General features: G+C 47.4%; 21 protein-coding genes. 11 read left to right on the top strand and 10 right to left on the bottom strand.

Features of this window, described 5'->3' with window-relative positions; all coding sequences use genetic code 11:
- Positions 1-22: 22 nt before the first annotated feature.
- The 4 genes from P364_RS0103250 to P364_RS0103265 all read right to left on the bottom strand — a co-directional run bounded on the left by P364_RS0103250 (position 23) and on the right by P364_RS0103265 (position 5,583).
- Positions 23-979, bottom strand: a complete 957-nt coding sequence (locus tag P364_RS0103250) for a carbohydrate ABC transporter permease (RefSeq protein WP_024628728.1) — start codon at positions 977-979, stop codon at positions 23-25.
- A 24-nt stretch (positions 980-1,003) separates the two neighbouring features.
- Complete coding sequence (locus tag P364_RS0103255) at positions 1,004-1,909, bottom strand: ABC transporter permease (RefSeq protein WP_373456334.1); 906 nt, start codon at positions 1,907-1,909, stop codon at positions 1,004-1,006.
- A gap of 285 nt (positions 1,910-2,194) precedes the next feature.
- Complete coding sequence (locus P364_RS0103260; RefSeq protein WP_024628730.1) at positions 2,195-3,754, bottom strand: response regulator transcription factor; 1,560 nt, start codon at positions 3,752-3,754, stop codon at positions 2,195-2,197.
- Positions 3,751-5,583, bottom strand: a complete 1,833-nt coding sequence (locus tag P364_RS0103265; protein ID WP_024628731.1) for a cache domain-containing sensor histidine kinase — start codon at positions 5,581-5,583, stop codon at positions 3,751-3,753. Before P364_RS0103265 ends, P364_RS0103260 begins: the two co-directional genes overlap by 4 nt.
- Before the next feature lie 229 nt (positions 5,584-5,812).
- Between P364_RS0103265 and P364_RS0103270 the strand changes: the two genes are divergently transcribed.
- On the top strand, positions 5,813-8,962 hold the full coding sequence (locus P364_RS0103270) for an alpha-mannosidase (protein WP_024628732.1): 3,150 nt from the start codon (positions 5,813-5,815) through the stop codon (positions 8,960-8,962).
- A gap of 153 nt (positions 8,963-9,115) precedes the next feature.
- Here the strand turns inward: P364_RS0103270 and P364_RS0103275 are convergent, their stop codons facing one another.
- Together P364_RS0103275 and P364_RS0103280 are read right to left on the bottom strand one after the other, a co-directional pair.
- Positions 9,116-10,438 (bottom strand): LLM class flavin-dependent oxidoreductase, encoded by a 1,323-nt coding sequence (locus P364_RS0103275; RefSeq protein ID WP_029880689.1) that lies wholly within the window; start codon positions 10,436-10,438, stop codon positions 9,116-9,118.
- A 72-nt stretch (positions 10,439-10,510) separates the two neighbouring features.
- Positions 10,511-11,758 carry an MFS transporter gene (locus tag P364_RS0103280; RefSeq protein WP_024628733.1) on the bottom strand — a complete coding sequence of 416 codons (1,248 nt, stop codon included), beginning with the start codon at positions 11,756-11,758 and terminating at the stop codon, positions 10,511-10,513.
- 414 nt (positions 11,759-12,172) lie between these two features.
- Here P364_RS0103280 and P364_RS0103285 point away from each other — a divergent pair, with 414 nt between their 5' ends.
- The 3 genes from P364_RS0103285 to P364_RS0103295 all read left to right on the top strand — a co-directional run bounded on the left by P364_RS0103285 (position 12,173) and on the right by P364_RS0103295 (position 16,837).
- Complete coding sequence (locus P364_RS0103285) at positions 12,173-13,615, top strand: 6-phospho-beta-glucosidase (RefSeq protein ID WP_024628734.1); 1,443 nt, start codon at positions 12,173-12,175, stop codon at positions 13,613-13,615.
- Between the two features lie 285 nt (positions 13,616-13,900).
- Positions 13,901-14,731: a BglG family transcription antiterminator LicT gene (gene licT / locus P364_RS0103290; protein ID WP_024628735.1), complete on the top strand. Its 831-nt coding sequence runs from the start codon at positions 13,901-13,903 to the stop codon at positions 14,729-14,731.
- 216 nt (positions 14,732-14,947) lie between these two features.
- Positions 14,948-16,837, top strand: coding sequence for a beta-glucoside-specific PTS transporter subunit IIABC (locus tag P364_RS0103295; RefSeq protein WP_024628736.1), 1,890 nt, complete (start codon positions 14,948-14,950; stop codon positions 16,835-16,837).
- Between the two features lie 73 nt (positions 16,838-16,910).
- Here P364_RS0103295 and P364_RS38460 read toward each other — a convergent pair whose 3' ends face one another.
- Positions 16,911-17,042, bottom strand: coding sequence for a hypothetical protein (locus tag P364_RS38460; RefSeq protein ID WP_256984432.1), 132 nt, complete (start codon positions 17,040-17,042; stop codon positions 16,911-16,913).
- Positions 17,043-17,065: 23 nt separating this feature from the next.
- Positions 17,066-17,656, bottom strand: a complete 591-nt coding sequence (locus P364_RS0103305; protein ID WP_024628737.1) for a biotin transporter BioY — start codon at positions 17,654-17,656, stop codon at positions 17,066-17,068.
- 112 nt (positions 17,657-17,768) lie between these two features.
- On the opposite strand from P364_RS0103305, the gene P364_RS0103310 reads away from it, so the two are divergent.
- From P364_RS0103310 to P364_RS0103340, 7 genes are all read left to right on the top strand, one after another.
- Positions 17,769-18,632: an ATP-binding cassette domain-containing protein gene (locus P364_RS0103310; protein WP_024628738.1), complete on the top strand. Its 864-nt coding sequence runs from the start codon at positions 17,769-17,771 to the stop codon at positions 18,630-18,632.
- Positions 18,617-20,371: an ATP-binding cassette domain-containing protein gene (locus tag P364_RS36025; RefSeq protein ID WP_024628739.1), complete on the top strand. Its 1,755-nt coding sequence runs from the start codon at positions 18,617-18,619 to the stop codon at positions 20,369-20,371. Before P364_RS0103310 ends, P364_RS36025 begins: the two co-directional genes overlap by 16 nt.
- Positions 20,372-20,469: 98 nt before the next feature.
- Positions 20,470-20,778: a hypothetical protein gene (locus tag P364_RS35055; RefSeq protein ID WP_024628740.1), complete on the top strand. Its 309-nt coding sequence runs from the start codon at positions 20,470-20,472 to the stop codon at positions 20,776-20,778.
- A gap of 169 nt (positions 20,779-20,947) precedes the next feature.
- Positions 20,948-21,523: a GNAT family N-acetyltransferase gene (locus tag P364_RS0103325; RefSeq protein ID WP_024628741.1), complete on the top strand. Its 576-nt coding sequence runs from the start codon at positions 20,948-20,950 to the stop codon at positions 21,521-21,523.
- Between the two features lie 82 nt (positions 21,524-21,605).
- On the top strand, positions 21,606-22,154 hold the full coding sequence (locus tag P364_RS0103330; RefSeq protein WP_024628742.1) for a hypothetical protein: 549 nt from the start codon (positions 21,606-21,608) through the stop codon (positions 22,152-22,154).
- 63 nt (positions 22,155-22,217) lie between these two features.
- Complete coding sequence (locus P364_RS0103335) at positions 22,218-22,787, top strand: GNAT family N-acetyltransferase (protein ID WP_024628743.1); 570 nt, start codon at positions 22,218-22,220, stop codon at positions 22,785-22,787.
- Positions 22,788-22,836: 49 nt separating this feature from the next.
- The gene (locus P364_RS0103340) at positions 22,837-23,427 is read left to right on the top strand and encodes an HAD-IA family hydrolase (protein ID WP_024628744.1); all 591 of its coding nucleotides are present in this window, start codon (positions 22,837-22,839) and stop codon (positions 23,425-23,427) included.
- A 154-nt stretch (positions 23,428-23,581) separates the two neighbouring features.
- Here P364_RS0103340 and P364_RS0103345 read toward each other — a convergent pair whose 3' ends face one another.
- Positions 23,582-25,108, bottom strand: coding sequence for a sensor histidine kinase (locus P364_RS0103345; RefSeq protein WP_024628745.1), 1,527 nt, complete (start codon positions 25,106-25,108; stop codon positions 23,582-23,584).
- Positions 25,108-25,791, bottom strand: coding sequence for a response regulator transcription factor (locus tag P364_RS0103350; protein ID WP_024628746.1), 684 nt, complete (start codon positions 25,789-25,791; stop codon positions 25,108-25,110). Before P364_RS0103350 ends, P364_RS0103345 begins: the two co-directional genes overlap by 1 nt.
- Between the last annotated feature and the right edge of the window lie 132 nt (positions 25,792-25,923).

The following is a 25,923-nucleotide window of genomic DNA, read 5'->3' on the forward strand; positions in this document are numbered from 1 at the left end:
TTTGGGGCAGGCACAACCAGACTTATTCTTTGACCGAACCAATGGTCAGACCCTGTATAAAATACTTTTGGAAAAACGGATACGCCAGCGCAACCGGCAGTGTAGCCAAGACAACCATCGCCATGCGGACGGTCTCCGTTGGCAGTGTAGAGGCAATGTCGTAGGACACGACCCGGCTGCTGTTTTGCACAACAAAATCCATATTGTTCTGTATTCGAATCAACAATGTCTGGAGCGGAATCAATTTCGCATTGTCGATATAGAGCAGCGCATTGAACCAGTCATTCCAGAATCCTAACGTACTGAACAATCCAATAGTCGCAATGCCCGGCAACGAAATCGGCAGTACGATGCGCGTATAGATACCGAATTCAGTAGCTCCGTCGATTTTGGCCGACTCAATAACCGCATCCGGCACGGTGGTCGTGAAAAATGTACGCATAACGATAATGTAAAAAGCGTTCATGATCGACGGCAGGATAAGCGCCCATATCGAATCCCGCAAGTGCAGCACCTGCGTAACCACAATGTAACTGGGAACGAGACCGCCGGAAAATAGCATGGTGAAGAAGGCCAAAAAGCTGAAAAACCGACGCTGTGCAAAATTTTTGCGCGAGATGGCATACGCATACGTGGTGACCAAATACAGTGTCAGTGCGGTTCCGACAACCGTCACCGTTAAGGTAACCCCAAACGATTGGGCCATCTGCTGCCCGGATTCCATAAGGAATCGGTAGGCATCCAGCGTCCAGACTTCAGGAATTAATTTAAATCCATTGATCGCCAGCGTCTTCTCATCGGTAAATGAGATGATGATGATGAACAGAAATGGAAAGATACAAGATAAGGCAAACAGACCGATCGCTATATTAAAAATCACGTTGGATAACGGTGAAATGGCATTCAGATCTTTTGGTGTCTTTCTGCTCCTCTTCGCAGGGGCAGATGCCCGCTTTATCGGTTCGCTTAAGTTACTCATGGATAGCACCTCCCTTGCCGCAGCCTAGAATACGGCATAATCCTTTTCAATTTTACGCACAGCATAGTTTGCCAGCAGGACAAGAATCAAACCGACAACCGATTGATACAATCCTGTAGCCGTACTCATTCCCGTATCGCCCATAATGGTTAAGCCGCGGTATACAAACGTGTCGATGACATTGGTGACTGGATACAGTGCACCGGAATCCCGTGGAACCTGATAGAACAATCCAAAGTCGGAACGGAAGATACCGCCAATCGCCAGAATGGTTAGAATGATCATCAGCGGCCTGAGCAGTGGCAGCGTAATGTACCGGATCTGTTTCCACTTGGTAGCGCCGTCGATCATCGCTGCCTCATAATAAGAGCGGTCGATACCCGCGATTGCTGCCAGATAGACTACGCTGCCATAACCTGCACCTTTCCACAGGCCGAGCAGAATGAGAAAATACGGCCAATACCCTGTCTCACTGTACCAACTGACCGGATCTCCTCCGAAATAGGTAATGATCTGGTTGAACACACCCTTTTCCACACTCAGAAACGAAAAGACGAAATAGCTGATAATAACCCAGGACAAGAAATAAGGCATAAACATCGCGGTTTGGTAGATCTTCGCGAGCCGTTTATTCAGCAGTTCGTTCATAATGATCGCAAGCGTCACTGCGAGCACCAATCCGAGAAAGATCAGACCCAGGTTATACAAAATAGTATTACGTGTGATGATATAGGCGTCACTGGTTGAGAACAGAAACTCAAAGTTCTTGAACCCGACCCAATCGCTTTTTAGAACGCTTTCAAGAAATCCGCCCGGATGAATCCGGAAGTCCTTAAAAGCAATAATCGTTCCGAACATTGGCAAATAGGCAAAAATGATAAACCACGCTGCTCCCGGCAGTACCAGCAGAAGAAACGCCTTGTTCTTCATCAGACTTTTGAAGATGCCCAGCACGGCTGTCCCTCCTTATAATCGCGTTCACTATCGCTTAGCTGCATCCAGCATTAATCCCCTATAATCAACACTGGCAGACCTAAGCCCTTTTGGTGCTTTGGATTCCTCGTTCACTCCTTCCTCCATTATGCAAGCGCTACCAATTTTGGGATAGTTGAAAAACCCAATAAATTGATGGATTAATTAAAGATCGTGCATTCATCCCATAGCAAAAAACACACCCGCCCGGGGTGTGTCTTCATTCAGCCGGCAAAACCCGGCTTATTTTTTCATGTAGATGGAGCGCAGCTCTGTTGGAGAAACACCCGCATATTTCTTGAATTGTCTGTAAAAATAAGTGGAGTCCCAGTAGCCTACCTCGCCCGCGATTTCGGCTGTCTTTTTGTCCGAATATAACAGCAAATGAGTGGCGCGCTCAATTCGGTACTGGTTCACATAATCGGAAAAGGTGGTGCCGACCTCTTGCTGAAATAATTGGCCGAGGTAGTTCGGATGGAGCTCCAGCCGCTGACTGAGCGTCTTTAGTGAAAGCTCATCCTGATAGTGATTCTTCACTACCTCCAAGACAGCCATGATATGCGGGCTGTACGTTTTCTCGGCGGTATGATATGTATTCAGCGTACGATGAACGGTTTTTCTCACCAATTGTTTCAGTTTGCTGAGCGTATGAATTCTGGACAATGGTCCGAAGATTTCCCCATAGTCAGGTGTTTTCTCCAATTCCTTGGCAGCCAGCATCAGCTGGATGGCAGAATTAAAGAACGGTGTTCTCGGGAAGCAGCGTTCCTTACCCTCAACCATGAAGAATTCGTCGATGAACCGATCCACCTCTGTACTTTCCCCATCCCGCAGCAGCTTGTGGAACTGCTCCATCGCTGGCCCAGGCTTCTCCTGATGCGGATTGGCATCTTCTTCGCTCTCCACTCGCATGATGAAGGTATCACCATCCATAAACAAATGATTCTGAAGCCACAGCTTTACGGATTTGCAGCTCTTCGGAAAACCCAGATAGGTCGACTCCGATTGGCCGATGATCCCCCATGCACGTGCACCTGTGTCCTCGGCGACCGCTTGCTTCATCCTGCTGAGTGCCTGAAGCCGCCATTCATCACAAACTTCCGTACGGGCTGAAACGAACAGCACCATGATATCTCCTTCCTGATCGGGAAAGCAGATTACCCCACAGCCATCCGGAAGGCCTTGATTTCCGAGCAGCTCGCACTTCTCAGCGATTCCCGCAAGGTGTATCTGCGGATCATTCCCTTTGTCATCCCCTACAATCCGCAGAGCGGCTGCACAATAACTGGACTTGTTCATGGGAATCTCCAGCAGCTGTGCACGCTCCCGAAATTCTTTGGCGTCAATGGTCTCGTTCGCCCACCGCTGCAAAATATTGTTGCGCAGAATCCTCCAGCTCTGATCCATCTGAATCTGGCGGATTTCCTCCTGCTCCCAGTCGCGCTGCATGTGCTTGATGGTTGCTTCCAATTCGTCCATATTGACTGGCTTGAGCAGGTAGTTCTCTACCCCCAGCGAGATGCCTTCCCGCACATATTTGAATTCTTCGTAGCCGCTCAAAATAATGAATTTGGTATACGGATTGCGCTCTTTGATCTCCCGGATCAGCTCAAGTCCGGTCATTTGCGGCATCATGATATCCGTAATAATCAGATCGACATGGCCCTCGTCCATCATTGCTAGCGCTTCCAACCCATTGCAAGCCGTACCCGCAATCTGCATATTATTCTGATCCCAATCAATGATGGCTTGCATTCCTTTTACAATGAGCGGCTCATCATCGACCAACATTACACTTCTCATCCCGCTTCCTCCCTTGTGACTGGAATACTGATCGTCACCTCACATCCTTCGCCCTCCACACTGTTCAGGTGAAGACCATAATCACTGCCATAATTCAGACGTATGCGGTCGTGGACATTCTTAAGACCCAAAGATTGATCGGATGTCCCAGAAGTTTCATCGCCCGTGTGCAGCGCGTCTTGCAGTTCAAGCAACCTTTCCGCAGAGATCCCCTTTCCGTTATCCTTTACACGAATACGGATCACACCATCTGCTTCTGCGGCGGTGATGGTAATCCGGTTATCATCATCATTCGTACGAAAACCATGCACAATGTAATTTTCAATGACTGGCTGGATTAACAACTTGACGATCATGCTCCCCGCCGCTGCATTTTCAATATGAGTCTCCACCTCCAACTTGTCCTCATACCTGTACTGAACCAAAGCCAGGTACATGCCGCATAGCTCGATTTCCTCCGCCAAGGTTACATGTGTCTGCTTTTTGATCAAATGACGGAACATCGTAGCAAGAATATAAATCATCTGTCCAACATCCCTGGCTCCCATGCTGATGGCTTTCATGCGGATGCTTTCCAACGTGTTGTACAGAAAATGGGGATTGATCTGGGCTTGCAAAGCCACGAGCTGCGCATTCTTTTGCTTGATCTCCGACACATATACCGTCTCTATGTAAGACTCCAGCCGATCACACATATGGTTAAATCTCTGCGAAATCTGCTGTAATTCATCTTCACCCTCCATCTCGATCCGCTTACTCAGATCCCCCTCCTGCCAGCGCCGCATGTAAAGGACGAGCCTGTGAATTTTTTTGGAATATCGGCGGATGATGGTGAACGTTACCGCAAAACTAACAATGATGCACAGGATAACAATCCCGATAAGACTGAGACGAATCGCTTGAAGGCTCTGTTTAATGTGCGACTCCGGAATAATAGCAGCCACGACCATTCCTGTATTCCCGATATTCAGCAGCTGCACCTTTGAGCGTTCCTCCAGATTCACCCAATCCTCCGGTAAATTCATCTGCCCCCAATAAGGGTAGACGGTGTTATCATACTTGCCCTGCGAATCGAAAATCACCTGACCTTCCCCGGTCATCAGCATGATCCTGTTGTCTTTGCCGTCGAGCCTGTCTCGCAGCAGCCCTTTGATCCGATCTGTATTCAGTTCAAACATAATTGCACCATACTGCTTCAATGTCACGGAGTCCTTGAGCACATTGGCGTAGCTGTATGGGGTAGGGACATCATCCATTTTCCCTTCGAAAAGCGGTTCACTGCCCATGTACTGCCACGGTGCACTTCGCAGCCGCTGGAACCAGTCCTTATGCCCTGCTGACAGCTTGGGTTGATAATAAAAGTGCTGGGTCTCCCGATTGAGAACATAGAAGAAATCCTGATCCGTGCTGTATAACACGACATTTGCAATCGAGGCTTCATCCTTTAGCAGCAGGCGCAATTGATAATCAAAGTTCCCGCGCTCCGTACGGTAGCTGTAAGCATATTGATTCAAGCGCCAATTGAGAAAATCCTCATATTCATGAGTCAGAAAATACTTCAAATCGTCACCGATCATGGCGTCGGTATAAATCTGCTGCACGGCGTTATACAGTCGTTCGTACTGCTGATTCAGATTGATACTGACAATATCCAGTTCCTGCAGACTGGCATCCATCTGTTCCTGTACGACCCGCTGCTCATAGTAGCGGTAGGCCAGCACGGAGACACTGATGAATAACAGAACCATGACCATGGAATAAAACAACAGAATTTTGTTGAACATTTTTTTCTTCAGGTAATTTCTATACATGGTTCGTATCCTGGACATTCGTGCCTGAACGCCTCCTCCAGACCCATTTCCAACTCAGTGTATCACCGTTTGGTTAAATTCGACAATGACCTGCTCCAGTTATGTAATCCATATTTTGGTTTGTCAAAAGCGAATGGAAGCGCTATAATGGGCGCATTCCCCTATGAATATATGTAATACATACTCGCTTTGGATGCTCTCTAACTATGAATCACTCCCCGATAAAATGTACTGGGGGTTCTTAACGATGTTTCTTACTGAAAACAAACTTCAAGCACGTATCAATGAATTATCCGAGCTCCGTTACCGGGATCGTTTACCTTTACATGCTTTTCTTGCCTGCGAAGACCGCAGAGAAGAGATTAACCCTGCCCTGCCGGGGGACGATAGTGATTGGAAGCCTATGCATACAGGAGAGAACTGGACTGGTCGAGATCTCTATTTGTGGCTGAGAACAAAAGCCGCGTTCCCTTCCTCTTGGGAGGATAAACGAATTGTCGGCCTGTTTGATTTTGGCGATACCGGCGGTGGTAACAATTCCGGCTTTGAGTCGCTGTTCTACTGGGATGGCAAGCCTTATCAAGGCGTGGATTCCAACCACAAGGAAGTGTTCTTTCCAGCCTCTGCGGCAGGCAGCACCAGTGAGTTGGTCTTCCGCTTATGGTCTGGTCTGGAAGGTGGCGGTCAGCCCCGCAATCAGACACATACGTTCAGGCAGGCAGAACTGTGCTGGCTGGATGAAGCTGTGGATGATCTTGTATTTACAGGGTCAGCGATTCTGGAAACGGTCCGAATTCTGGATGCCCATACACCGGAACGTACGAAGCTGCTTCATGCGCTCCAGCAATCCTTCCGCCTCATTGACTGGTCGCAGCCTAAGTCCGATGTCTTCTATGCATCTGTCCATGACGCAAGGGATGACCTGAGTGCACGACTGAGTACGATGGACAAAGCTTCTGATGTGACTGTCACCTGTATCGGCCATACTCATATTGACGTTGCCTGGTTGTGGCGGTTGAAGCATACGCGTGAGAAATGCGCTCGTTCCTTCTCCACCGTTATGCGCCTGATGGAGATGTTCCCGGAGTACGTGTTCCTCCAAACCCAGCCTCAGTTGTACGAATATGTGAAAGAGGACTATCCGGAGCTGTACGAATCCATCAAGGAACGTGTCGCTGAAGGGCGCTGGGAAGCAGGCGGAGGCATGTGGCTGGAGGCAGACTGCAACCTGACCTCTGGCGAGTCTTTGGTTCGGCAGTTACTGATCGGCACTCGTTTTCTAAAAGAAGAGTTCGGGACAGAATGCCGATATCTATGGTTGCCGGATGTGTTCGGCTACAGCTGGTCCTTGCCGCAAATTCTGAAAAAATCCGGCATTCATACGTTCATGACGACCAAAATCAGCTGGAACCAATACAACCGCATGCCATTCGATACATTCCACTGGCGAGGAATTGACGGCTCAGAGGTGCTGACCCACTTCATTACTACACCCGAGCCTTGGTCCGAGCCGGGGTCATGGTTCTATACCTATAACGGAAAAATCATTCCGAAGACGGTCAAGGGCATCTGGGATGCCTACCGCGATAAGGAGATGAACCAGGATCTGCTGCTGTCATACGGATACGGAGACGGCGGAGGCGGAGTTAACCGCGAAATGCTGGAGATGAGACGGCGACTGGATCAACTGCCCGGATTGCCCAAGGTCAAGACCGGACGCGCAGATGATTATTTTGAAAAGCTGCAGGAGACGGTGGAGAAAACCGATTCGTACATCCATACATGGGATGGCGAGCTGTATCTGGAATATCACCGCGGAACGTATACCAGCCAGGCGTACAACAAACGGATGAACCGCAAGCTTGAGCTGGCTTACCGTGAAGCGGAATGGCTGAATGCATTGCAAAGTATTGTGCACAATGACTGGAATCTGTATCAAGCGAAGTCCTTGACCGAGGGATGGAAAATCATTTTGCGCAACCAGTTCCATGACATCATTCCCGGTTCCTCCATCACGGAGGTGTATGAGGACAGCAGAATTGAATATGCAGAAGCCGAACAGATTGGCCGTCACGTGGACACGCAGGCTCGGACCGCTATCGCTGGCAGCGGAGAATCTCCACATACGTATACCATTTGGAACTCCTCCCCATGGGTCGTTACAGAAATCGTGAGCATTCCTGCGGCATCAGGCGAATTGGCAACGGGGACCTGGCTGAGCGATTCCGGCGTAATCCTGAACGCTCAATACCAGGATGGAGATTGGTCCGTTGAGGTGAAGGATATCCCTTCGCTGGGGTATACCACAATTCACTTCCAGAGCAGTACGGTAAACGAGAGACTTGTGCATTCTTCATTCACCCATACAACGAATGGAATCGAGACACCGTTCTATCAGCTCGAGTGGAACGAGGATGGACAGTTGACCCGCCTTTACGATAAAGAGTCACAACGTGAGGTGCTTGCCAAAGGGGCAAGAGGCAATGTGCTTCAGGTATTCGAGGATAAACCGCTGGCCCATGAGGCCTGGGATATTGATATCTTCTATCAGGAAGATATGCGAGAGATTACGAAATGCACCAGCATTGAAGTCATAGAGACCGGGTCGCTTCAGGCCGTGATCCGTTTCGCTTGGGAATACCTTGGCTCTACCATTACGCAGAACATGACTTTATATGCCGGGCATCGCCGGATTGATTATGACACTGAGGTGGATTGGCATGAACAGCAGCAACTGCTGAAGGTTGCCTTCCCTGTCGGTGTCCGCTCTACCGAAGCTACCTATGACATTCAGTTCGGCAACGTTAAACGGCCAACGCACTGGAACACAAGCTGGGACTGGGCACGTTTCGAATCCGTTGGCCATCAATGGGCCGATCTGTCCGACAGAGGTTATGGCGTCAGCTTGCTGAATGATTCCAAATACGGTTATGACATTAAAGATAACGTGATGCGGTTAACCCTGATCAAGAGCGCGACGCATCCTGATCCACATGCCGATCAAGGGTTCCACCACTTCACCTATGCTCTTCTTCCGCACCAAGGGGATTGGCTGGTGGGTGGAACCGTGCAGCAGGCCTGGCTTCTGAATGCTCCACTTCGATATACACAGGGCCAATCAGAGCAGCCAAGTCGCTCAATGTTCACCTTGTCCGGCAGCACAGCCATGATCTCGGCGGTCAAGAAGGCCGAGGATTCCAATTGTGTCATCGTACGCGTTCATGATTATTCCGGCAGCATGAATACGCATGAACTGACAAGCGATCTACGGATTCAAGCGTGGAGAGAATGCAATCTTATGGAAGTACCGGAGGGCGAACTCCTGTATGATACACCGATAACTTTTGCTCTTGAACCTTATGAAATCAAGACGTTTGAGATTGATCTGAGAGTATAGTCGTATAACTGCAACAGCTTAACGAATGAAACCAGCAAGTCCCCGATGATGGGCGACTTGCTGGTTTCTTCGTGCTGTCGTTATTATGGAGGCTTTATGGATCGCCTTTAAAGCATTCTGAACTGGAAGCAAGTTCGATGTGCCATAATTGATTTATTTTGCCGTCTCCAATGAATAACGATTGCGTGGAATCTCAAGACACAGATTACCCCGTAGTGTCTCATGCTCATACTCGGTACGGAAAAGCCCGCGCTCTTGTAAAACAGGCACGACCAGATCCACGAAGTCCGCTAGTCCGTTCGGTACGACTGTGCGGATATTGAAACCATCTGCGGCTTCGCCTTCGAACCACTCCTGAATCTGATCTGCGATCTGATCCGGTGTACCGATAAAGGATGTGCGAGGCGTCGATGCAAGCAATGCGACTTGGCGGAGGGTCAATCCCTGTTCTCGTGCCTGCTGCTTGATCTTGTCCGTTGTACTGCGGAAGCTGTTACTGCCCAAATCACCAATCTCCGGGAAGGGCTCATCCAATGGGAATTGGGAGAAGTCATAATGATCAAAGTAACGTCCCAAATAATTCAGTGCATGGTCAATATCGACCAGCTCCGCGATCTCCTGATACTTACGCTCGGCCTCTTCCTCCGTTCTGCCCACGATGGGACCGATGCCAGGGAAAATCAAGATATCTTCTGCCTTACGCCCATAAGCCACCGCTCTTGCCTTCACATCACGATAGAACTCCTTGGCTTCCTCCAGCGTCTCATGCCCAGTGTACACAGCATCCGCTGATCGGGCTGCCAGATCCTTGCCGGATTCAGAAGAACCTGCCTGGAAAACGACCGGGTGTCCCTGCTCCGAGCGCGCCACATTAAGTGGCCCCTGAACGGAGAAATGCTCTCCTTTGTGGTTCAGCGTATGTAACTTGGATGGATCGAAGAAAACGCCTTTCTCTTTATCTCCAATAAACGCGTCATCCTCCCAGGAGTCCCACAGCCCTTTGACCACATTCAGATGTTCTTCTGCAATTTCGTAACGCAGCGCGTGGTTCGGATGTTCGCCTTTGCCAAAATTCAGTGCCGAGCCTTCCAGTGGTGAGGTTACTACATTCCATCCGGCTCGTCCTCCACTAATCTGATCCAGAGAGGCAAATTGTCTTGCCACCGTGAACGGTTCACTATATGAGGTGGACAACGTCGCAACCAGCCCGATGCGTGAGGTTGCCCCCGCGAGAACGGAGAGCAGGGTTAAAGGCTCAAAACGATTCAGGAAATGCGGATTGGATTTCTCATTAATAAAGAGGCCGTCCGCAATAAAGAGCAGATCGAATTTCCCCTCCTCAGCCTTAAGCGCCTGCTTCTTGTAGAAATCCAGATTAACACTGGCATTGATCGGAATATCCGGGTGTCGCCAAAAAGAGATGCTATTGCCGACTCCATTCAAGTTTGCTCCCAATCTCAATCTTCGTTGTGTCATATGAATTCCTCCCTATATTGTGGTGATGACCCATTCAGTCCGAGTATCCTTTTTTCGCTGAGAGTCGTTTCATCATTTCTTTATGCTGTTTCCGCCTGCTTCTGCTGGTGCCATGCCTAATCCCGTTTTATTCGCCTGGTTCCTACCGCTTACTCGGACTATCCAAGCTGCTCCTAGAAGGACAATGCCTGTTAACAGAAAAACAAAAGGAATCCCCGTCCATCCGCCCAGAAAACCGCCGAATAACGGGCCGAGTACAATACCGAATTGATTCGCGGTCTGACTCAGACTGACAGCCCTTCCCCGGAAATCACGATCCGCATATTGGATAATTAACGCATTCAAGGCTGGATACACTGCAGCGAAGAACAGGCCATAGATAAATCGCAGACTTCCAAAATAAATGAGGTTATACGCCGTCAATTGCAGCAAACTGCCAATGCCGCCGCCCAGCAGACCGATAAACAGCGTTTTCTCGTAGCCAATCTTCCCGCCAATCCGTCCCCAGCGCGGACCCATGATGACCGTTGCTACGCCGATGGCCGAAAAAACGATTCCTGCACTAAGTGTTGCACTATTGACGTCGCCGCCAATCTGGACCACATAAAGCGTCAGCACAGGTTCAATAATGAGCACGGAAGTCGAAATGAGTAAAATCAAACCATAGATTCGCATTAATCCGGGAGTGGAGGCTGCTTTTTTCAGATCACCCAGAATACTTGTGCGAACCATAGTACGGGGACCGCGGGCTTCTTTTACCCATATCACCATCACAGCCGAGAGCAGCGTAATGATTCCCGATGCGATAAAGCATCCGCGCAGCCCGATCCAATGGCTTAGTACACCACCCACAAGCGGTCCCAGAATTCCCCCGGCAGCCGTGGATGTGGAGATGACGCCAAGCGCATAACCTACATGCTTCTCTGGTGTGTTGGTGCCGACCAACGTAATGGAGGCGGGATTGAAGCCGGCCATGAGTCCCTGAAATATCCGAACAGCAATAAACGTGTAAGGATCATAAACGAAATAATTAGCCAGATGAGCAATGGCGAGACCCACACCCGAACGAATCAGCATCAGTTTGCTGCCGTATCTGTCAGCCAGCGATCCCCAGAAGGGAGCACATAGTCCACTGATCAGGAAGCTGATTGAGATCGAAATGCCTGACCAGACTTCCAACCCGCTCTGAATACCGAGATCATTTTGCAGAAACAGCGGAAAGAACGGAACAGACAAAGTGTAAGACATATGATTAAAAAACAGGCCAAACCACAAAATGTACAGATTTCGCTTCCAATGCGGCATCTTGGCATTCTCCATACTATATAATTCCTATATAAAAAGTAGGTTATTATCCATATTAGGATACCGTCCCTGGAAAGTATAATAGAAAAGTTCAATAGACCCATTCAACAATTAAATGAATGGATCTGTTATATAATTTGAACTAAAGATTTTACACTGAACACTCCGTTGACAGAATAACCTTCCAATCGCTGTTATCCCAGATTTTTTGATTCCCTTTTCTCAAAGGAAAAATCCGGTGATAAAGGCAAAGCATATGCTTCCGATGCAGCTTTCTTTCAGAAAGCTTTTAGCTTCGCTTCTCCAGATTTTTTCTGTCCTCTCCGTTTATGATGTAAATGTGTAATTCAACTTAAATATTTTGTCTTATTAATGTTTCTTGCGATTGGAGCGGATATCTGAATTACATATTTGGAAGGAGAATGAATGATGACTAATTTTAAGTTTCCCAAAGACTTTTTGTGGGGTGGAGCCATTGCTGCCAATCAGGTAGAGGGCGCTTATTTGGAAGATGGCAAAGGGCTGAGTATTGTTGACTTGCTGCCGACAGGAGAGAATCGCAGAAGCATCATGAAGGGCAATGTTCCTGCATTGACCCCGCTGGAAACCGAGTTCTATCCTTCACATGAAGCGATTGATTTTTACCATCGTTATCCCGAGGATATCGTGCTGTTTGCCGAGATGGGATTCAAAGCGCTGCGTGTGTCAATTGCATGGGCACGGATATTCCCGACCGGAGAAGATGCTCAGCCAAATGAAGCGGGATTGCAATTTTATGATCAATTGTTCGATGAACTGTTGAAACATGGTATCGAGCCAGTAGTAACACTTGCTCACTTCGATGTACCGGTTAATCTAATTGAGAAATATGGCAGTTGGAGAAATCGTGAACTGGTGAGTCTGTTTGAAACCTATGCCAAAACCGTATTCAGCCGTTACAAGGACAAGGTGAAATACTGGATGACCTTCAATGAAATTAACATGCTGCTGCATCTGCCATTCCTGGGTGCGGGACTTGTCTTCAAGGATGGTGAAAATGTGAAGGAGATCCAGTATCAAGCCGCACACCATCAATTGGTGGCAAGTGCTCTGGCTGTTAAAGCCTGTCATGAGATAATTCCCGGCGCAATGATCGGCTGTATGCTTGCGGCAGGCAGCTTCTATCCGTATACATGTAATCCGGAAGATGTATTCCAGGGCATGGAGAAAGACAGGGAGTCCTATTTCTTCATTGATGTTCAGTCGCGAGGAGAGTATCCGGGCTATGCCAAACGTTTCTTCAAGGACCATGGATTGAATATTGCCATGCAGCCAGGAGATGCTGAAATTCTGAAAAACCATACGGTTGATTATATCGGATTTAGTTATTATTCAAGTCGTACAACCTCCACGGACCCTGAAGTGGTCAAAAACATGACGACTGGCAATGTATTTGGTTCAGTAGCGAATCCGTATTTGGCGAAATCGGAGTGGGGCTGGACAATTGATCCCAAAGGTATCCGTATTACAGCCAATCAACTGCATGACCGATATCAAAAACCGCTGTTTGTTGTGGAAAATGGATTTGGAGCCAATGATGTGGTTACACCTGAAGGTGAGGTTGATGATGCGTACCGCATTGATTATCTGAAACGCCATGTTGCCGAGATGGGTGAAGCTCTGCAGGACGGTGTAGAGATTATCGGTTATACCAGCTGGGGGCCCATTGATATTGTCAGTGCTTCTTCGGGAGAGATGAGAAAACGCTATGGTTACATCTATGTGGATCGTGACAATGAAGGTAAGGGTGACCTGAAGCGAATCAAGAAGAAGAGCTTCCACTGGTACAAAAACGTTATTGAATCGGATGGCAGCAATTTAGGTGAAGAGTAAAAAGTGCATTATCGGGATAATTCTCCCTCATATGATCGGAAGGACCATTCTTCATGGAACTTCCGATTGTTCCCTCATTGAAAGCGTTGACATATATGTCTCTTCGCGCTATACTTGACGCAATTATATCGTTTTGGGATTGTTACTACTTGAAGTAGGCAAAACCTAAGCACCAAAAAAACAGACGTACATGTCTTGTTTATTTTGTGATGCTTCAGGTTTTTTTTGTACGCCCAAAAGGGATATATGACTGCCAAGAGAGTGGATCGTGACGGGGGGATTGAAGTGAAAATAGCAAAGGTTATCAATAATAACGTCATTAGCATCTATCAAGCGGATGGAGCAGAGCTTGTCGTGATGGGGCGTGGGATTGCCTTTAAGAAAAAACCGGGGGATAAAGTAGACGAGACCCGCATCCAGAAAGTCTTTGCGCTTAAAAACAAGCAGACATCCGACAATTTCAAAATGCTGCTGCGCGAAGTGCCGATGGAACTAATCGAGATAGTGGAGGAAATTATTAGCTATGCCAGAGAGAATCTGGGCCGTAACCTGAATGAAAATATCTATGTTTCCCTAACAGATCACATTAACTTTGCGATTGAACGATATCGTGAAGGGGTTGAAATCAAGAATGCACTGATGTGGGAAATCAAACAGCTGTACAAGGCTGAGTTCGGATTGGGTCTGAAAACGCTGGAACAGATTAAGGCCAGACTGGATATTGAGCTTCCACCGGATGAAGCAGCGTATATTGCCCTGCATATTGTCAATGCAGAGATGAATGAAGAAGTCATTACAACGATGAACATCACGAAGTTTATTCAACAGATTATTAATATAGCAAAATATCACTTCAAGATGGAATTCGATGAAGAGTCTCTCAGTTATTTTCGCTTCATTACGCATCTGAAGTTCTTCTCCCAGAGGGTATTAAGCGGAACGCATTATGACAACAACTATGACCACTTCTATGACATGATCAAAGAGAAGCACCCGGAAGCAGCGGCATGTGCGGAGAAAATCGAAATGTTCGTTAACAAGGAATATAACCATCAGCTTACCAACGAAGAGAAATTGTATCTGACCGTCCACATTGAGCGTGTTGTTAATCGTTAATAATTAAATGTTGACAAATTTGGTTAAATCATAATAATATGAGATTAACAGGAATTGAATACGATTTAACTGGGATTGTTACTGGTTATGCAGGCAAAACCTAAGTCATGAGAAGACAGGACCCGATGTGTGTCCAAAACTTACTCAAGGCTTAGGTTTTTTGCGTGCAAAAAAATCGGTAAGATGCCTGTTTTAGTAAATATGGGGGTGCACAGCATGAGTCAGGAAAAACTCGCAAAAGAGATCGTCGAGCTGGTCGGAGGCGAAAAGAATGTGGTATCACTGGTACATTGCGCAACACGTTTGCGGTTTGTATTGAAGGATGATGCCAAGGCAGACAAAGCCAAGCTGGAAAAGACAGAGGGAATTATCGCAGTCAAGGAAAACGGGGGTCAGTTCCAGGTAGTCGTTGGCAATAAGGTGCCTGAGGTTTACAGCGCCATTGGTCAGATCAGCAACATTTTGGATGACTCTTCCGATAAGGAAAAGCCGAAGAAGGCCGCAAAAGGCCTAGGTGGCATTATTGATGTGATTTCCAGTATTTTTGCTCCGCTGCTAGGGGTTATGGCGGGGGCCGGTATCCTGAAAGGATTGCTGCTCATTGCAAGTAATGTCGGCTGGCTGGAAACGACGGAAACCACGTATAAGATCTTGTTTGCGGCGGCAGACAGTCTGTTTTATTTCCTGCCGTTGCTGTTAGCGGTTACAACCGCCCGCAAATTCCAGGGTAACATGTTTGTGGCGATGACGATCGCAGGCGCATTAATCTATCCTTCCATCGTTACACTCAAGGCGGAGGGTACGCCAATTGATTTCTTCGGGATACCTGTCATTTTGATGAACTATTCATCTACCGTTATTCCTATTATTCTGGCAGTGATTGTCATGAGCAAATTGGAGAAATTCTTCAATAAAGTTCTTCACGAAAGTGTGAAAAATTTTGTCACTCCATTATTTTTGCTAGTCATTATGGTACCACTTACTTTGCTCGTATTCGGTCCATTTGGAGTATATGTAGGTAATGCTATTGCATCAGGACTCGTGGCCGCCTTCGGATTCAGTCCGTTATTGGCAGGAGCCGTTATGGGTGCAAGCTGGCAGCTGCTCGTTATTTTCGGAATTCATTGGGGTCTCATTCCCGTATTCATTAACAACGTTGCTGTGTATGGACGTGATGGCGTCAAGCCGGCTGCGACAGCTTCCATCTTCGCACAGACCGGAGCTGCCTTCGGTGTTATGCTGAAAACCAAAAATAAAAAGCTGAAAACGCTGGCGGGTTCATCCACACTGACAGCCCTGTTCGGGATTACCGAGCCTGCCATCTATGGTGTGACTCTTCCACTCAAACGTCCATTCATCGCAGGAGTTATCGGTGGTGCTGTTGGTGGGGCCATCATTGGTCAAGCAGGTACTCAGGCATTCGCTTCGGGCGCTCCAGGCCTGCTGACTTTACCGATCTTCTATGGACCGGGTGGGGAGGGCTTCCCTGGACTGATCCTTGGGATCTGCGTATCCTTTGTTGTTGCGGCTGCACTGACCTACATTATGGGGTTCAAAGATCCGGTTGAAGAAGAAGAAAAAGAAAAAAGCACGGAAACCACCAAGCCATCCGAAAGAACAGCGGCTTCATCGGATCAAGAAGTACTCAGCCCGATCGAGGGAACCATTGTGGATCTTAGCGATGTACCTGACCCGGCATTTTCATCGGGCGCGATGGGCAAAGGCATTGCGATTGAGCCGGCAGTCGGCCGAGTCGTTGCTCCTTTTGACGGTACAATTACCGTGGCTTTCAAGAAGAAACATGCACTGGCTGTTGTATCTGATACGGGGGCTGAGATTTTGGTCCATGTCGGGGTCGATACCGTGAAGCTCGATGGTCAGCACTTTACATCACATATTCAGGAAGGTGATCGGGTGAAAGCGGGAGACTTGCTGCTGGAATTCGATATCGCTCAGATCAAGGCTGCAGGTTATCATACGGTAACACCTATCATTGTAACGAATTCTACGGATTATGAGGAAGTGGTTCCTTTGATTACGGGACAAGTTCGGGTTCAAGAACCGTTACTTACCCTGTATGGTGGTAAGGGACCGGAACAAGAGTAGGAATAGGAACAAAAGCCGAGTCCAACGTGGAACAGAATGTTTTCTGTTTACGTGGACACGGCTTTTTGGTTTGTTAACCAATCCGATTCAAACTCACCAGATCCTGAACCTGTCCCATCATGGAGATTGGATCTTCCCGAAGCCAGTCTTCGGTCATGCGGTAGACCTGGCTGTTCTGTACTGCCGGAAGCTGCTGCCAATACATGCTGCGTTCAACTCAATGAAGTCTTAAGAATCTGCTCGTACAACCGTTGAGTTCATGTTGCCAGTCAGTCGCTGTGGAGGGAAGACCATGCGAACAGGTGCGATGATAATTGCAGCGAACAAGGCTTTGATCAGATCACCGATGATGTAGGGATAGAATCCTTGAATCATTGCCTCGGGTAACGACATTTTGTAAGCATAGGCCAACCAGGGCACGCCCGAAACATAGATCAGCATTGAACCAAACACCTCAAATACAATAAAGGCGAGGAAATAACCTACAAAACCGTTCAATTTGATTCTACTGAGCAGCAATCCGATGATCAATGCAGAGAAGGGCCACATCATGACATATCCCCCGGTAGGCCCGAGGAGTACTGCGAGTCCACCTGCACCATGCAGAAGCGGGAAGCCAATTGCAGTCAGGATGACGACCAGAGCGATACTTAGAAAACCATATAATGGGCCAAGCAGTCCGCCTGCCAGCATAACCGCAAGAGTTTGCAATGTAATCGGCACAGGAGAGAAACCAATGGGAATACTTATGTATCCAAAAATAACAAGTATGGCTGCCATGAGTGCGCTAAATACAATACCTCGCAAAGACAATTTCATGTTTGAACATTCCTTTCAATTTTGGTAATCTTATTGTTAACCGATCAAACGAATGTGGTTAACGATTTGGATCGTACCACAAAAGATTCAAAAGGGAAAGGACCAATTTAAGATGCAAGACGTTACACCTTTGATAACACTAGAAAATGTCCGGGTTCATTATGCGTCCGAGTCAGGTCATGTTCGTAAGGCAGTGGATGGGGTTTCGCTGAAATTAGCTCGAGGAGAATGGATAAGTATCGTGGGAGCCAATGGTAGCGGCAAAAGTACGCTGACTGGGCTGCTGATTGGATTCACTCCACTATCCGGCGGAGAAAGGAAAGCTTCTTCGGAACTGGTTGTTCGGGGAGTTCTCCAGCAGCCTGATGCCCAGGTACTTGGGGATACCATTGAGGAGGAATTTCATTTTGCCTTAGCCTCGTTGCTTGAATCTCCTGAGGAGCACTTACGACGAAGAGAGCACGCTTTACATACGGTAGGACTTGAGCACCCGCCAGAGGCGGCTATATCTATGCTGTCTGGAGGACAGAAGCAGCTGCTTAATATCGCGGTTGCGCTGGCGGCCAAGCCGGATGTACTCATTCTGGACGAACCTACGGCCATGCTTGACCCTGGAGCCAGAGATCGAATGGAAGCTGTAGTTCAAACGATTGTCCAGCAAGGGACAGCAGTAATCTGGATTACGCATCATTTGGAGGAAGCGACGCTGTGCGATCGAATTATTGCCATGGAACAGGGAAGCTGCGTTTACGATGGAACCCCTGAGGTTTTCTTCTATGGAAGGGAGAGGCAGGAGACGACGGCTGAGGCTGGAAAAGAAGCACAACAACCATCGCCCTGCGAAAAGCTTGGGCTTGCTCCACCTTTTACGGTTCAGACAGCTCTACTCCTGAAACGAAAAGGTCTGCTCCAACATGCGACACCTCTGCGACCTGAGCAGTTGGTTAAGGAGGTAGCCCTTTGGCAATCGAGCTAGAACATGTAGGCATTGCTTCGTCACAATCGGACAGAAGACCGCTGCTTCAAGATATCACTGTTCAACTGAACCGTGGAGAAATCACTTTGTTGCTGGGCTGCACTGGATCAGGAAAAACCACACTGCTTCAAGCAATCGCTGGCCTAAAACCTCCAGATGAGGGTAGCCTCAAGCTGGACGGAGAGCCTTACTGGCAGAAGGGGAAAGTACCACAGTCCATTTTGCTGCAAATGGGGTTGGTCTTTCAATTTCCCGAGCAACAGCTATTCGCCCGAAGCATTGGGCGTGAATTTACGTATTCCCTGCGTCCATATCGTCTACCCGAAGAACAAAAGAAAAGGCAGATAAATGAGGCGCTTGAGCGGTGGGACTCCCCGACGGGGGGGCATGAAGGGGAAGAACGATTTCATCTGGACAGATCACCCTTTGCACTAAGTGGAGGCGAACGGAGAAGACTGGGGCTCGCCCTGGGAACGGCTGCGCAGCCTTCGTGGCTATTGCTCGATGAACCGAGCGCCGGATTGGAAGCACAAAGTGTAGTCACGCTGCTGGACGTATTGAATCAGCATCGAAATGCAGGTGAGGGAGCCATTGTGGCTACGCATGATCTGGACACGTTTTTACCTCTTGCGGATCGTGTTCTTTTGTTGCAGAAGGGACGTCTGGTTGGTGATGTTTCACCAAAAGAACTTCAGGCCAGGCCAGAATTGCTGGAGCTTGCCGGAATTGGGCTTCCGCCTTCCATGCAATTGGCACAGCAATTCGCGGCGGCGGGCATGCATTTGCCTTCTACTGCCTTGACCCCGGAGGAAATGGCTGAAAGTATTGTTCGGTTCGTTAATGAGCCGTTAGAGCCAAAGGCTGATGCCGTTGATAATGAGGAACAATTCAGAGATGAAGATAGGCTAGGCTTGTCACGCTTCGACACTTCGGGAGGAGAAGGCAGACAGGAGGCTATCTACGCCCACGCTGAATCAGGTTCAAACAGAGGAATATATGGAGCCATGGACCCACGTCTGAAATGGGTTCTATACATTTTGCTAGTGACTGCGACGATGCTACAACACCACTGGCTAGGTTTGTCACTCACGTTGGTTCCGGTATTGCTGGCCCTTGTTGTGCTGCCTCGTCACACTTTGGCTGGATGTATAAAGTTAATGAAGCCGCTGGTACTGTTTTTTCTCGTATCAACAGCGTTATCGGGGACGACTCTTTCTACAGAAGGAGGCGGTCTACAGTTCGGATTCTCCCTGATGCAGGCGGAAGCGACTTTACTGAATGTGTACCGTTTGTTTATCGTCACGTTGGCAAGTCTTTGGTTTTCACTGACTACGCCTTATGGGCGCATGGTGGAAGGACTGAATTGGGTGCTTGGCGTCGGCAAAAAAATTAAGCTGCCCGTGTCATCGTTTGCACTCGCCGTGTCTTTAATCTTCCGTTTTATCCCGATGATCTGGAGTGAATGGCAGCGCTTCTCGCTGATCGTCAGGGCACGCGGCAAAGCTGCATTACGACCAAATACGGTACGCGTACGTGATCTTGGTCCGATGGTCATTCCTTTGCTCATGGCGCTGTTTCAGCGTGCAGAGGACATGACGATAGCGATGGAAATGCGGAAAGTCAGAGAGAATTCCATGCTTGGAGCACGCTCCTCCTTATTGGTATGGTCAAAACGGGATACGTGGATTTGTATGATTGGACTTATTTTCTTTGTATTTTATATCTGGATCAGAGATTGAAGGATGTACTTTTGCCAATGAACATGCATAAATGCTTTCATTCCCGTTCAAACTAAACATGCTTTGATCACCACGAAGCAGATATGGAGGGACGAACGATGAAGGATAAATTTTTGCAAGAAGATAGGAAAGAATATACCGATGTGTCCACGGTGGAGTCGCAGCGAAATGATATCACACTCGAAGAGTTCCCTGAAGGTCCTTACGGCTCATCTCTGATGTCTGAATCTCTTGGCAAAAGCTCGCCGTGGCGAGTGGATCAAAGGACTGCACACCGTTTCGATTATGAAAATCATGAGCTGCACGAAGGGGAAGTACGGGATTATCCCGGTCAGGACGTCTTCGATGAAACGGTCCCCGATAGTGTAACCAAACCACAATACCCGGAAGAAGAAGAATCGGAATGACGTTATATATAAAATAGATGATAGCCTTCGGCAGGATCGTTCTGTCCGGGGGCTATTTTTAGTTGTAGCGTAAGAAAAGAAATCTCCTCAAATTCCACAATATGGGTTATCATAGGCGTAGATTATATTAAATTGAAAAACAATTCATTGCCAAACGGGGGATAACAGAATGAGAGAGATTAACTATAACGATTATTTTTGGCAGGATGACAAGGTCAGATTGCGGGCTCTGCGTGAGGAAGATTGGGAAGATCATTATTATAACCGCTTTGATTCACCTGCTCGCCGTTTACTGGAATGTGCAGTGGAGCTGCCCCCTACGAATGCTGAGGCGAAGAAATTTACGGAAGCCTTTTCGGATTTCTCTCTAGACAGAGGACGGATCATGTTTACGATTGAAAATATGGATGGTGAGAATGTCGGGGGCGTGAACCTGAATAGCATCGATGAAAGGAATGGTACCTTTAGCATTGGAATTCAAATTGACAGGGATCATCGCGGAAAAGGATACGGGACGAGAGCCATTCGAATCTTGCTGAAATATGCCTTTTTCGAGCGCAGGCTTAATAAATTCAATGATTATGTTCTCGAAGGCAATGAACCTTCCGCAGCGATGATGAGAAAGCTTGGCTGTGTGCAGGAAGGCGTGCGTCGTCAGGTGATTTATACCGATGGAAAATACCAGGATCTAATCCTGTTCGGATTAACCAAAGACGAGTTTATTGATAAGGAAGGACTTGCGTGAGTCCCATGTTAAATCAAAGGGACCCGGTGTGTATGATCTGCCAATGTTAGTTGGGTAACTGACAATGTGCAAGGGGTGAGATATGAGGAAGCTTTTATGGATAAGTTCGTGCTTTGTTGTATGTGTACTGGTTGGTGTTAGTGTATTCTTCTGGAATGATATTTTTGGATATAAAACGTTAGAGAAGGCTGTTCAATCTTCTTGGAAATACCCCCTTCAAATGGTGAATGTAGATCAGCAAAATGAACTGGTTTTGTCATTAGATCAAACGCAATATGTCTTTGCTGCCTATGAACAGAAGAATGGGAGATATCACTATGATACGGATAGTGAATCAGGTTGGACAGCGAGTTCAGATGTGGGGCCTGCTTTTTTGGTACGAGCGGAGCCGAAGAACAACAAAGGGAATTTTATATGGGGCGCTTTATATTCCGATATGCCTGTACACAAGTTTAAGATTGAATATACAAACGGTGAGACTCAGGAGGTTGAGTCCAGCAATAATACGTTTATCATGAAAATGCCGGAAGCTTACCACAGTGAAGACGAAATGATGTTAATGACAACGTTTACGAATGTGTACGCACTTGATGAAGAGAAGAATTTAATACAAGCTTATAATTTGAATTGATTATGTTATCGAGTTTTAAAAAGTAACGAAAAAAAGATAGATAAGATGTAATCAGGAGGCATTATGAAACAAACCATAAAAAGTGATGAATTAATCATTGATTGCAAAGATATTTATTTGCGCGAGTATCGAGCTGAGGATTTGGAGAAATTGCAGGAAATTACCTGGCAACCCGAGGTTTACGAATTTTTGCCGGGATGGAATGCTGCGGTTGAAGAGAGAGCCCTCTGGCTCACTCAATACGAAATTCCCGAGAATCAGAATTTTAAACAAGCTGTTTTGGCGGGTGGGGACATTGGGGACCTCTATTTACGTTTGGCTATCGTGCTCAAAGAAAATGATGAGTTCATAGGATGGTGCTGCTCGGGGATCAAGGATGAACTGCCAGCGCCCAATCGGGAGATTATGTACGGCATTTCGAAACACTTCCGGAACCGTGGCTTTACAACGCAGGCAGTACAAGGAATAACACAGTATTTATTTCAAAATACAAACGTTGAAGTGTTGAATGCCATCGCTTTATTAACGAATCAGGCATCCAATAAGGTAATACAGAAATGCAATTTTGAATGGATGAATTTGATCGAAATCGAGAATGAACCGTACAACCATTACCAATTGCGGAAACAGTAACGAAAATTGTATTGCAATTAGCTCAAGATGACTGTACAGGAGTGATCCCATGGATTCCAAACCGCAGCTTATTTTAGATCTGGCAGGTGTTCTGATCACGAATCTTTCCTCTTCATTCTGGCAGGAGCTTGCTAACTATGCAGGTACTCCTTTTCCTGTTTTGATTGAGCAATTGAGGGATATACGCAAGGATTTGTGGACAGGAAGGTTGACGGAGGAACAGTTCTGGATCTGGATGCAAACACAATATCCCAATATTGAAAAGATGTATGCTTATGAATTGCTTGAACAAACAACAGAGTTACTGCCTGCAATGCATTGTCTTGAACGATGGAGTGAACAGGCTGAACTTCATCTTTTGAGCAATCATTGTCAAGAATGGATTCAACCCATTTTGCCGCTGATCCAACAGTACTGCAAGAGCGTAACGATTTCCAATCAGGTCGGATATTGCAAGCCGAATATAGAGATATATGAACTTGTACAAGCACATCTAAACAGGGAAGTACCTATTATATATGTGGATGATCAGGCTAAAAATTTGGAGCCTGCTGCTGAGCTGGGATGGGAAACATTACTTGCTGATGAACAGCATCAATGGATTGCTGAAATGGACGGATGGCTCGCAAACCAACGATAACTCTCGATACAAATCCACAATGTACAAATACACCAAAACCGGTACAAAAATAACCCTTCCCATTTCTCGGCAGAAATGAAAGGGTTATTCGTCATGCGATAAGAGCCGCAATAAAACGAAAACGAAAAACTGCATCTTGTGACCCTCGTTCAGCTTAGAATTCATCCTCTACCAATGGCAGTAAAATCGTAAATTCGGTTCCTGCGCCGATCTGGCTGCGTACTGTGATTTTCCCGCCATACGATTCCACAATCGAACGGGTGATGGCAAGGCCAAGACCCGCGCCACCTTGTTTTCTCGAACGGGAAGAGCTTGTGCGGTAGAAGCGTTCAAAGATGTGAGGGAGATGATCAGATTCAATTCCTGAGCCATTATCTTTTATGGTTAACTCGGCTTTATGCTGAACGGCATATAACGTGATGCTGATGATTCCCTGATCTGAATCGGTGTGCTGTACTGCATTGTGGAACAGATTGAGCACAACCTGCTTCAATTTGTGAGCATCAGCCATGACATGGACTTCAGCCGTCAGGTCAAGATGAACCTGTCTTTGCTGAGCCATCATGACAAGCTGTGACTGCATTTCGAGCAGCAAACTATCCAGTTGAATGACCTCCTGCTCCTGCTGGGGCGCCTGGTCCAGCTTGGTCAGCATCAGCAGATCCTCTACGAGTTTGTTGATGCGGACGGATTCACCATACATGCTGTCCAAAGCGCTATATAATTGCTCGCTATTGGAGGCTGCGCCTCGCTTGAGCACCTCAATAAATCCGTGAATGGAGGTAAGAGGGGTACGCAGCTCATGGGAAGCATCGGACAGAAAACGCTGCATCTGCTCTTTCGACTCCCGCTCTGCTTCAAATGAGTCTTCCAGCCTTTCGAGCATGCCGTTAAATGAAAGCGCCAGTTGATCCACTTCCTGTTGTCCCTGGACCGCAGGAAGGCGTTCGGCCAGACTGCCTGCATCGATTCGTTGCACCGTGTCTACCATACTGGATAAGGGAATCAGTGTCCGGCGAAGTGCCTTGGTGTATAGAATGAGTCCAGCGACCATAGCCAGCAGGGACAACATTAAGAAGATCAGAAGCTGTTTCACGATCAGATCTTTTAGCGGTTTCGTAGGCGTGCCCATCTGCACCATGGGTAAGCCGCGATTACGTGGTCCCGGTGAGGAGAAAACGATTAACTGCTCATTGCCCTGGTTATCCGTTACAATCCGGTATGGAACATGCTGCTTATCGTTGATCTGATCTGTAATGTTCTCATATTCAACGGATGTCAAGCGAGGAGCAGTTAGACCGTCTTCACCAAAAATGTCCTCGAAGCCACTTTGATTATCAAATAAGGCCAGTGAACGATCCGGAATGTACAAGAAACGATTGCCTGATCCTCTGGGATCTGATCCGGATTGCCCGCCAAAAGGATTATTTGTCGTACCACTTCGTGAAGACGTTCCGAGCCACACAGGGGGCATGGACATGAGCTGCTCTTCCATCGTTTTCGCCTGGTTGCGATACAGAAAGCTTTCCATAATCCAGAATTGAAGAATACCAATTAACAATAACAGAGCAGCGAGAATGAACAGGGAGCGCGCGAGTAATTGAGAGCGAAGCGAACGTGGTGATACCCAGCGATGCAGCCATGCCCAAGGAAGTTTATCCTTCAATGGTAAAGACCCCATTAGAGATCCACCCTGTATCCGACACCTCGAAGGGTACGAATGAGTTTATGCTCTTTATCCCCCAATTTGTCACGCAAGGAGCGAACGTACACCTCCACAATGTTTTCTTCTCCACCAAAATCATACCCCCACACACGGTTCAGAATGGTCGCTTTACTCAGGACAATGCCATGATTAAGCACAATGAATTTTAAAAGTTCATATTCGGTAGGAGACAACTCCAGAATCTGATCGTGATAGGTAATTTCTTTGCGCTGATCATCGATACGGAATGGCCCATGAGTCACCACCCCGATTAATAAAGGAAACTGATTACGAAGCCTTGCCTGAATCCGTGCAAGCAGTTCATCGAACGCAAATGGTTTAATCATATAATCGTCGGCACCAAGCCATAGGCCTTTGACGCGATTCTCGACTTCATCTTTGGCTGTCAGCATGATCACCCCGATCTGAGCGCCGCTCTTGCGCAGACGCTCAACAACCTCAAACCCATCCATCTCTGGCATCATGACATCCAGAATGGCCATATGTGGACGGAAATCAAGTGCCAATTCAAGCGCAGCGGCTCCGTCGGGGGCTGTACGTACATCAAAGCCTTCATTGCTTAGTCCAAGCTCCAGAAATTGCAAAATATGTGGTTCATCATCTGCCAAAAGTATTTTAATACCAGTACTCAGCTTCATAAGCAGGCGTTCCTCCCCGTTAAATCCATCTATTACATACCCTCAATTTTACAGGTCTATATGCTATATTATCGCTCGCCAAACTGAAAATTAGCTGAAAAGTTTGCAAGTTATCCTCAGGCAACATTCAGC

Origin of the sequence: Paenibacillus sp. MAEPY2, assembly GCF_000499205.1 — a bacterium.
Taxonomy (GTDB): domain Bacteria; phylum Bacillota; class Bacilli; order Paenibacillales; family Paenibacillaceae; genus Paenibacillus; species Paenibacillus vandeheii.

Bases quoted from the DNA above. Each gene is read 5' to 3' on its own strand.
- P364_RS0103250 (WP_024628728.1), bottom strand. From the start codon at position 979: ATGAGTAACTTAAGCGAACCGATAAAGCGGGCATCTGCCCCTGCGAAG.
- P364_RS0103255 (WP_373456334.1), bottom strand. From the start codon at position 1,909: ATGAAGAACAAGGCGTTTCTTCTGCTGGTACTGCCGGGAGCAGCGTGG.
- P364_RS0103260 (WP_024628730.1), bottom strand. From the start codon at position 3,754: ATGAGAAGTGTAATGTTGGTCGATGATGAGCCGCTCATTGTAAAAGGA.
- P364_RS0103265 (WP_024628731.1), bottom strand. From the start codon at position 5,583: ATGTCCAGGATACGAACCATGTATAGAAATTACCTGAAGAAAAAAATG.
- P364_RS0103270 (WP_024628732.1), top strand. From the start codon at position 5,813: ATGTTTCTTACTGAAAACAAACTTCAAGCACGTATCAATGAATTATCC.
- P364_RS0103275 (WP_029880689.1), bottom strand. From the start codon at position 10,438: ATGACACAACGAAGATTGAGATTGGGAGCAAACTTGAATGGAGTCGGC.
- P364_RS0103280 (WP_024628733.1), bottom strand. From the start codon at position 11,758: ATGGAGAATGCCAAGATGCCGCATTGGAAGCGAAATCTGTACATTTTG.
- P364_RS0103285 (WP_024628734.1), top strand. From the start codon at position 12,173: ATGACTAATTTTAAGTTTCCCAAAGACTTTTTGTGGGGTGGAGCCATT.
- P364_RS0103295 (WP_024628736.1), top strand. From the start codon at position 14,948: ATGAGTCAGGAAAAACTCGCAAAAGAGATCGTCGAGCTGGTCGGAGGC.
- P364_RS38460 (WP_256984432.1), bottom strand. From the start codon at position 17,042: ATGTATTGGCAGCAGCTTCCGGCAGTACAGAACAGCCAGGTCTACCGC.
- P364_RS0103305 (WP_024628737.1), bottom strand. From the start codon at position 17,656: ATGAAATTGTCTTTGCGAGGTATTGTATTTAGCGCACTCATGGCAGCC.
- P364_RS0103310 (WP_024628738.1), top strand. From the start codon at position 17,769: ATGCAAGACGTTACACCTTTGATAACACTAGAAAATGTCCGGGTTCAT.
- P364_RS35055 (WP_024628740.1), top strand. From the start codon at position 20,470: ATGAAGGATAAATTTTTGCAAGAAGATAGGAAAGAATATACCGATGTG.
- P364_RS0103325 (WP_024628741.1), top strand. From the start codon at position 20,948: ATGAGAGAGATTAACTATAACGATTATTTTTGGCAGGATGACAAGGTC.
- P364_RS0103330 (WP_024628742.1), top strand. From the start codon at position 21,606: ATGAGGAAGCTTTTATGGATAAGTTCGTGCTTTGTTGTATGTGTACTG.
- P364_RS0103335 (WP_024628743.1), top strand. From the start codon at position 22,218: ATGAAACAAACCATAAAAAGTGATGAATTAATCATTGATTGCAAAGAT.
- P364_RS0103340 (WP_024628744.1), top strand. From the start codon at position 22,837: ATGGATTCCAAACCGCAGCTTATTTTAGATCTGGCAGGTGTTCTGATC.
- P364_RS0103345 (WP_024628745.1), bottom strand. From the start codon at position 25,108: ATGGGGTCTTTACCATTGAAGGATAAACTTCCTTGGGCATGGCTGCAT.
- P364_RS0103350 (WP_024628746.1), bottom strand. From the start codon at position 25,791: ATGAAGCTGAGTACTGGTATTAAAATACTTTTGGCAGATGATGAACCA.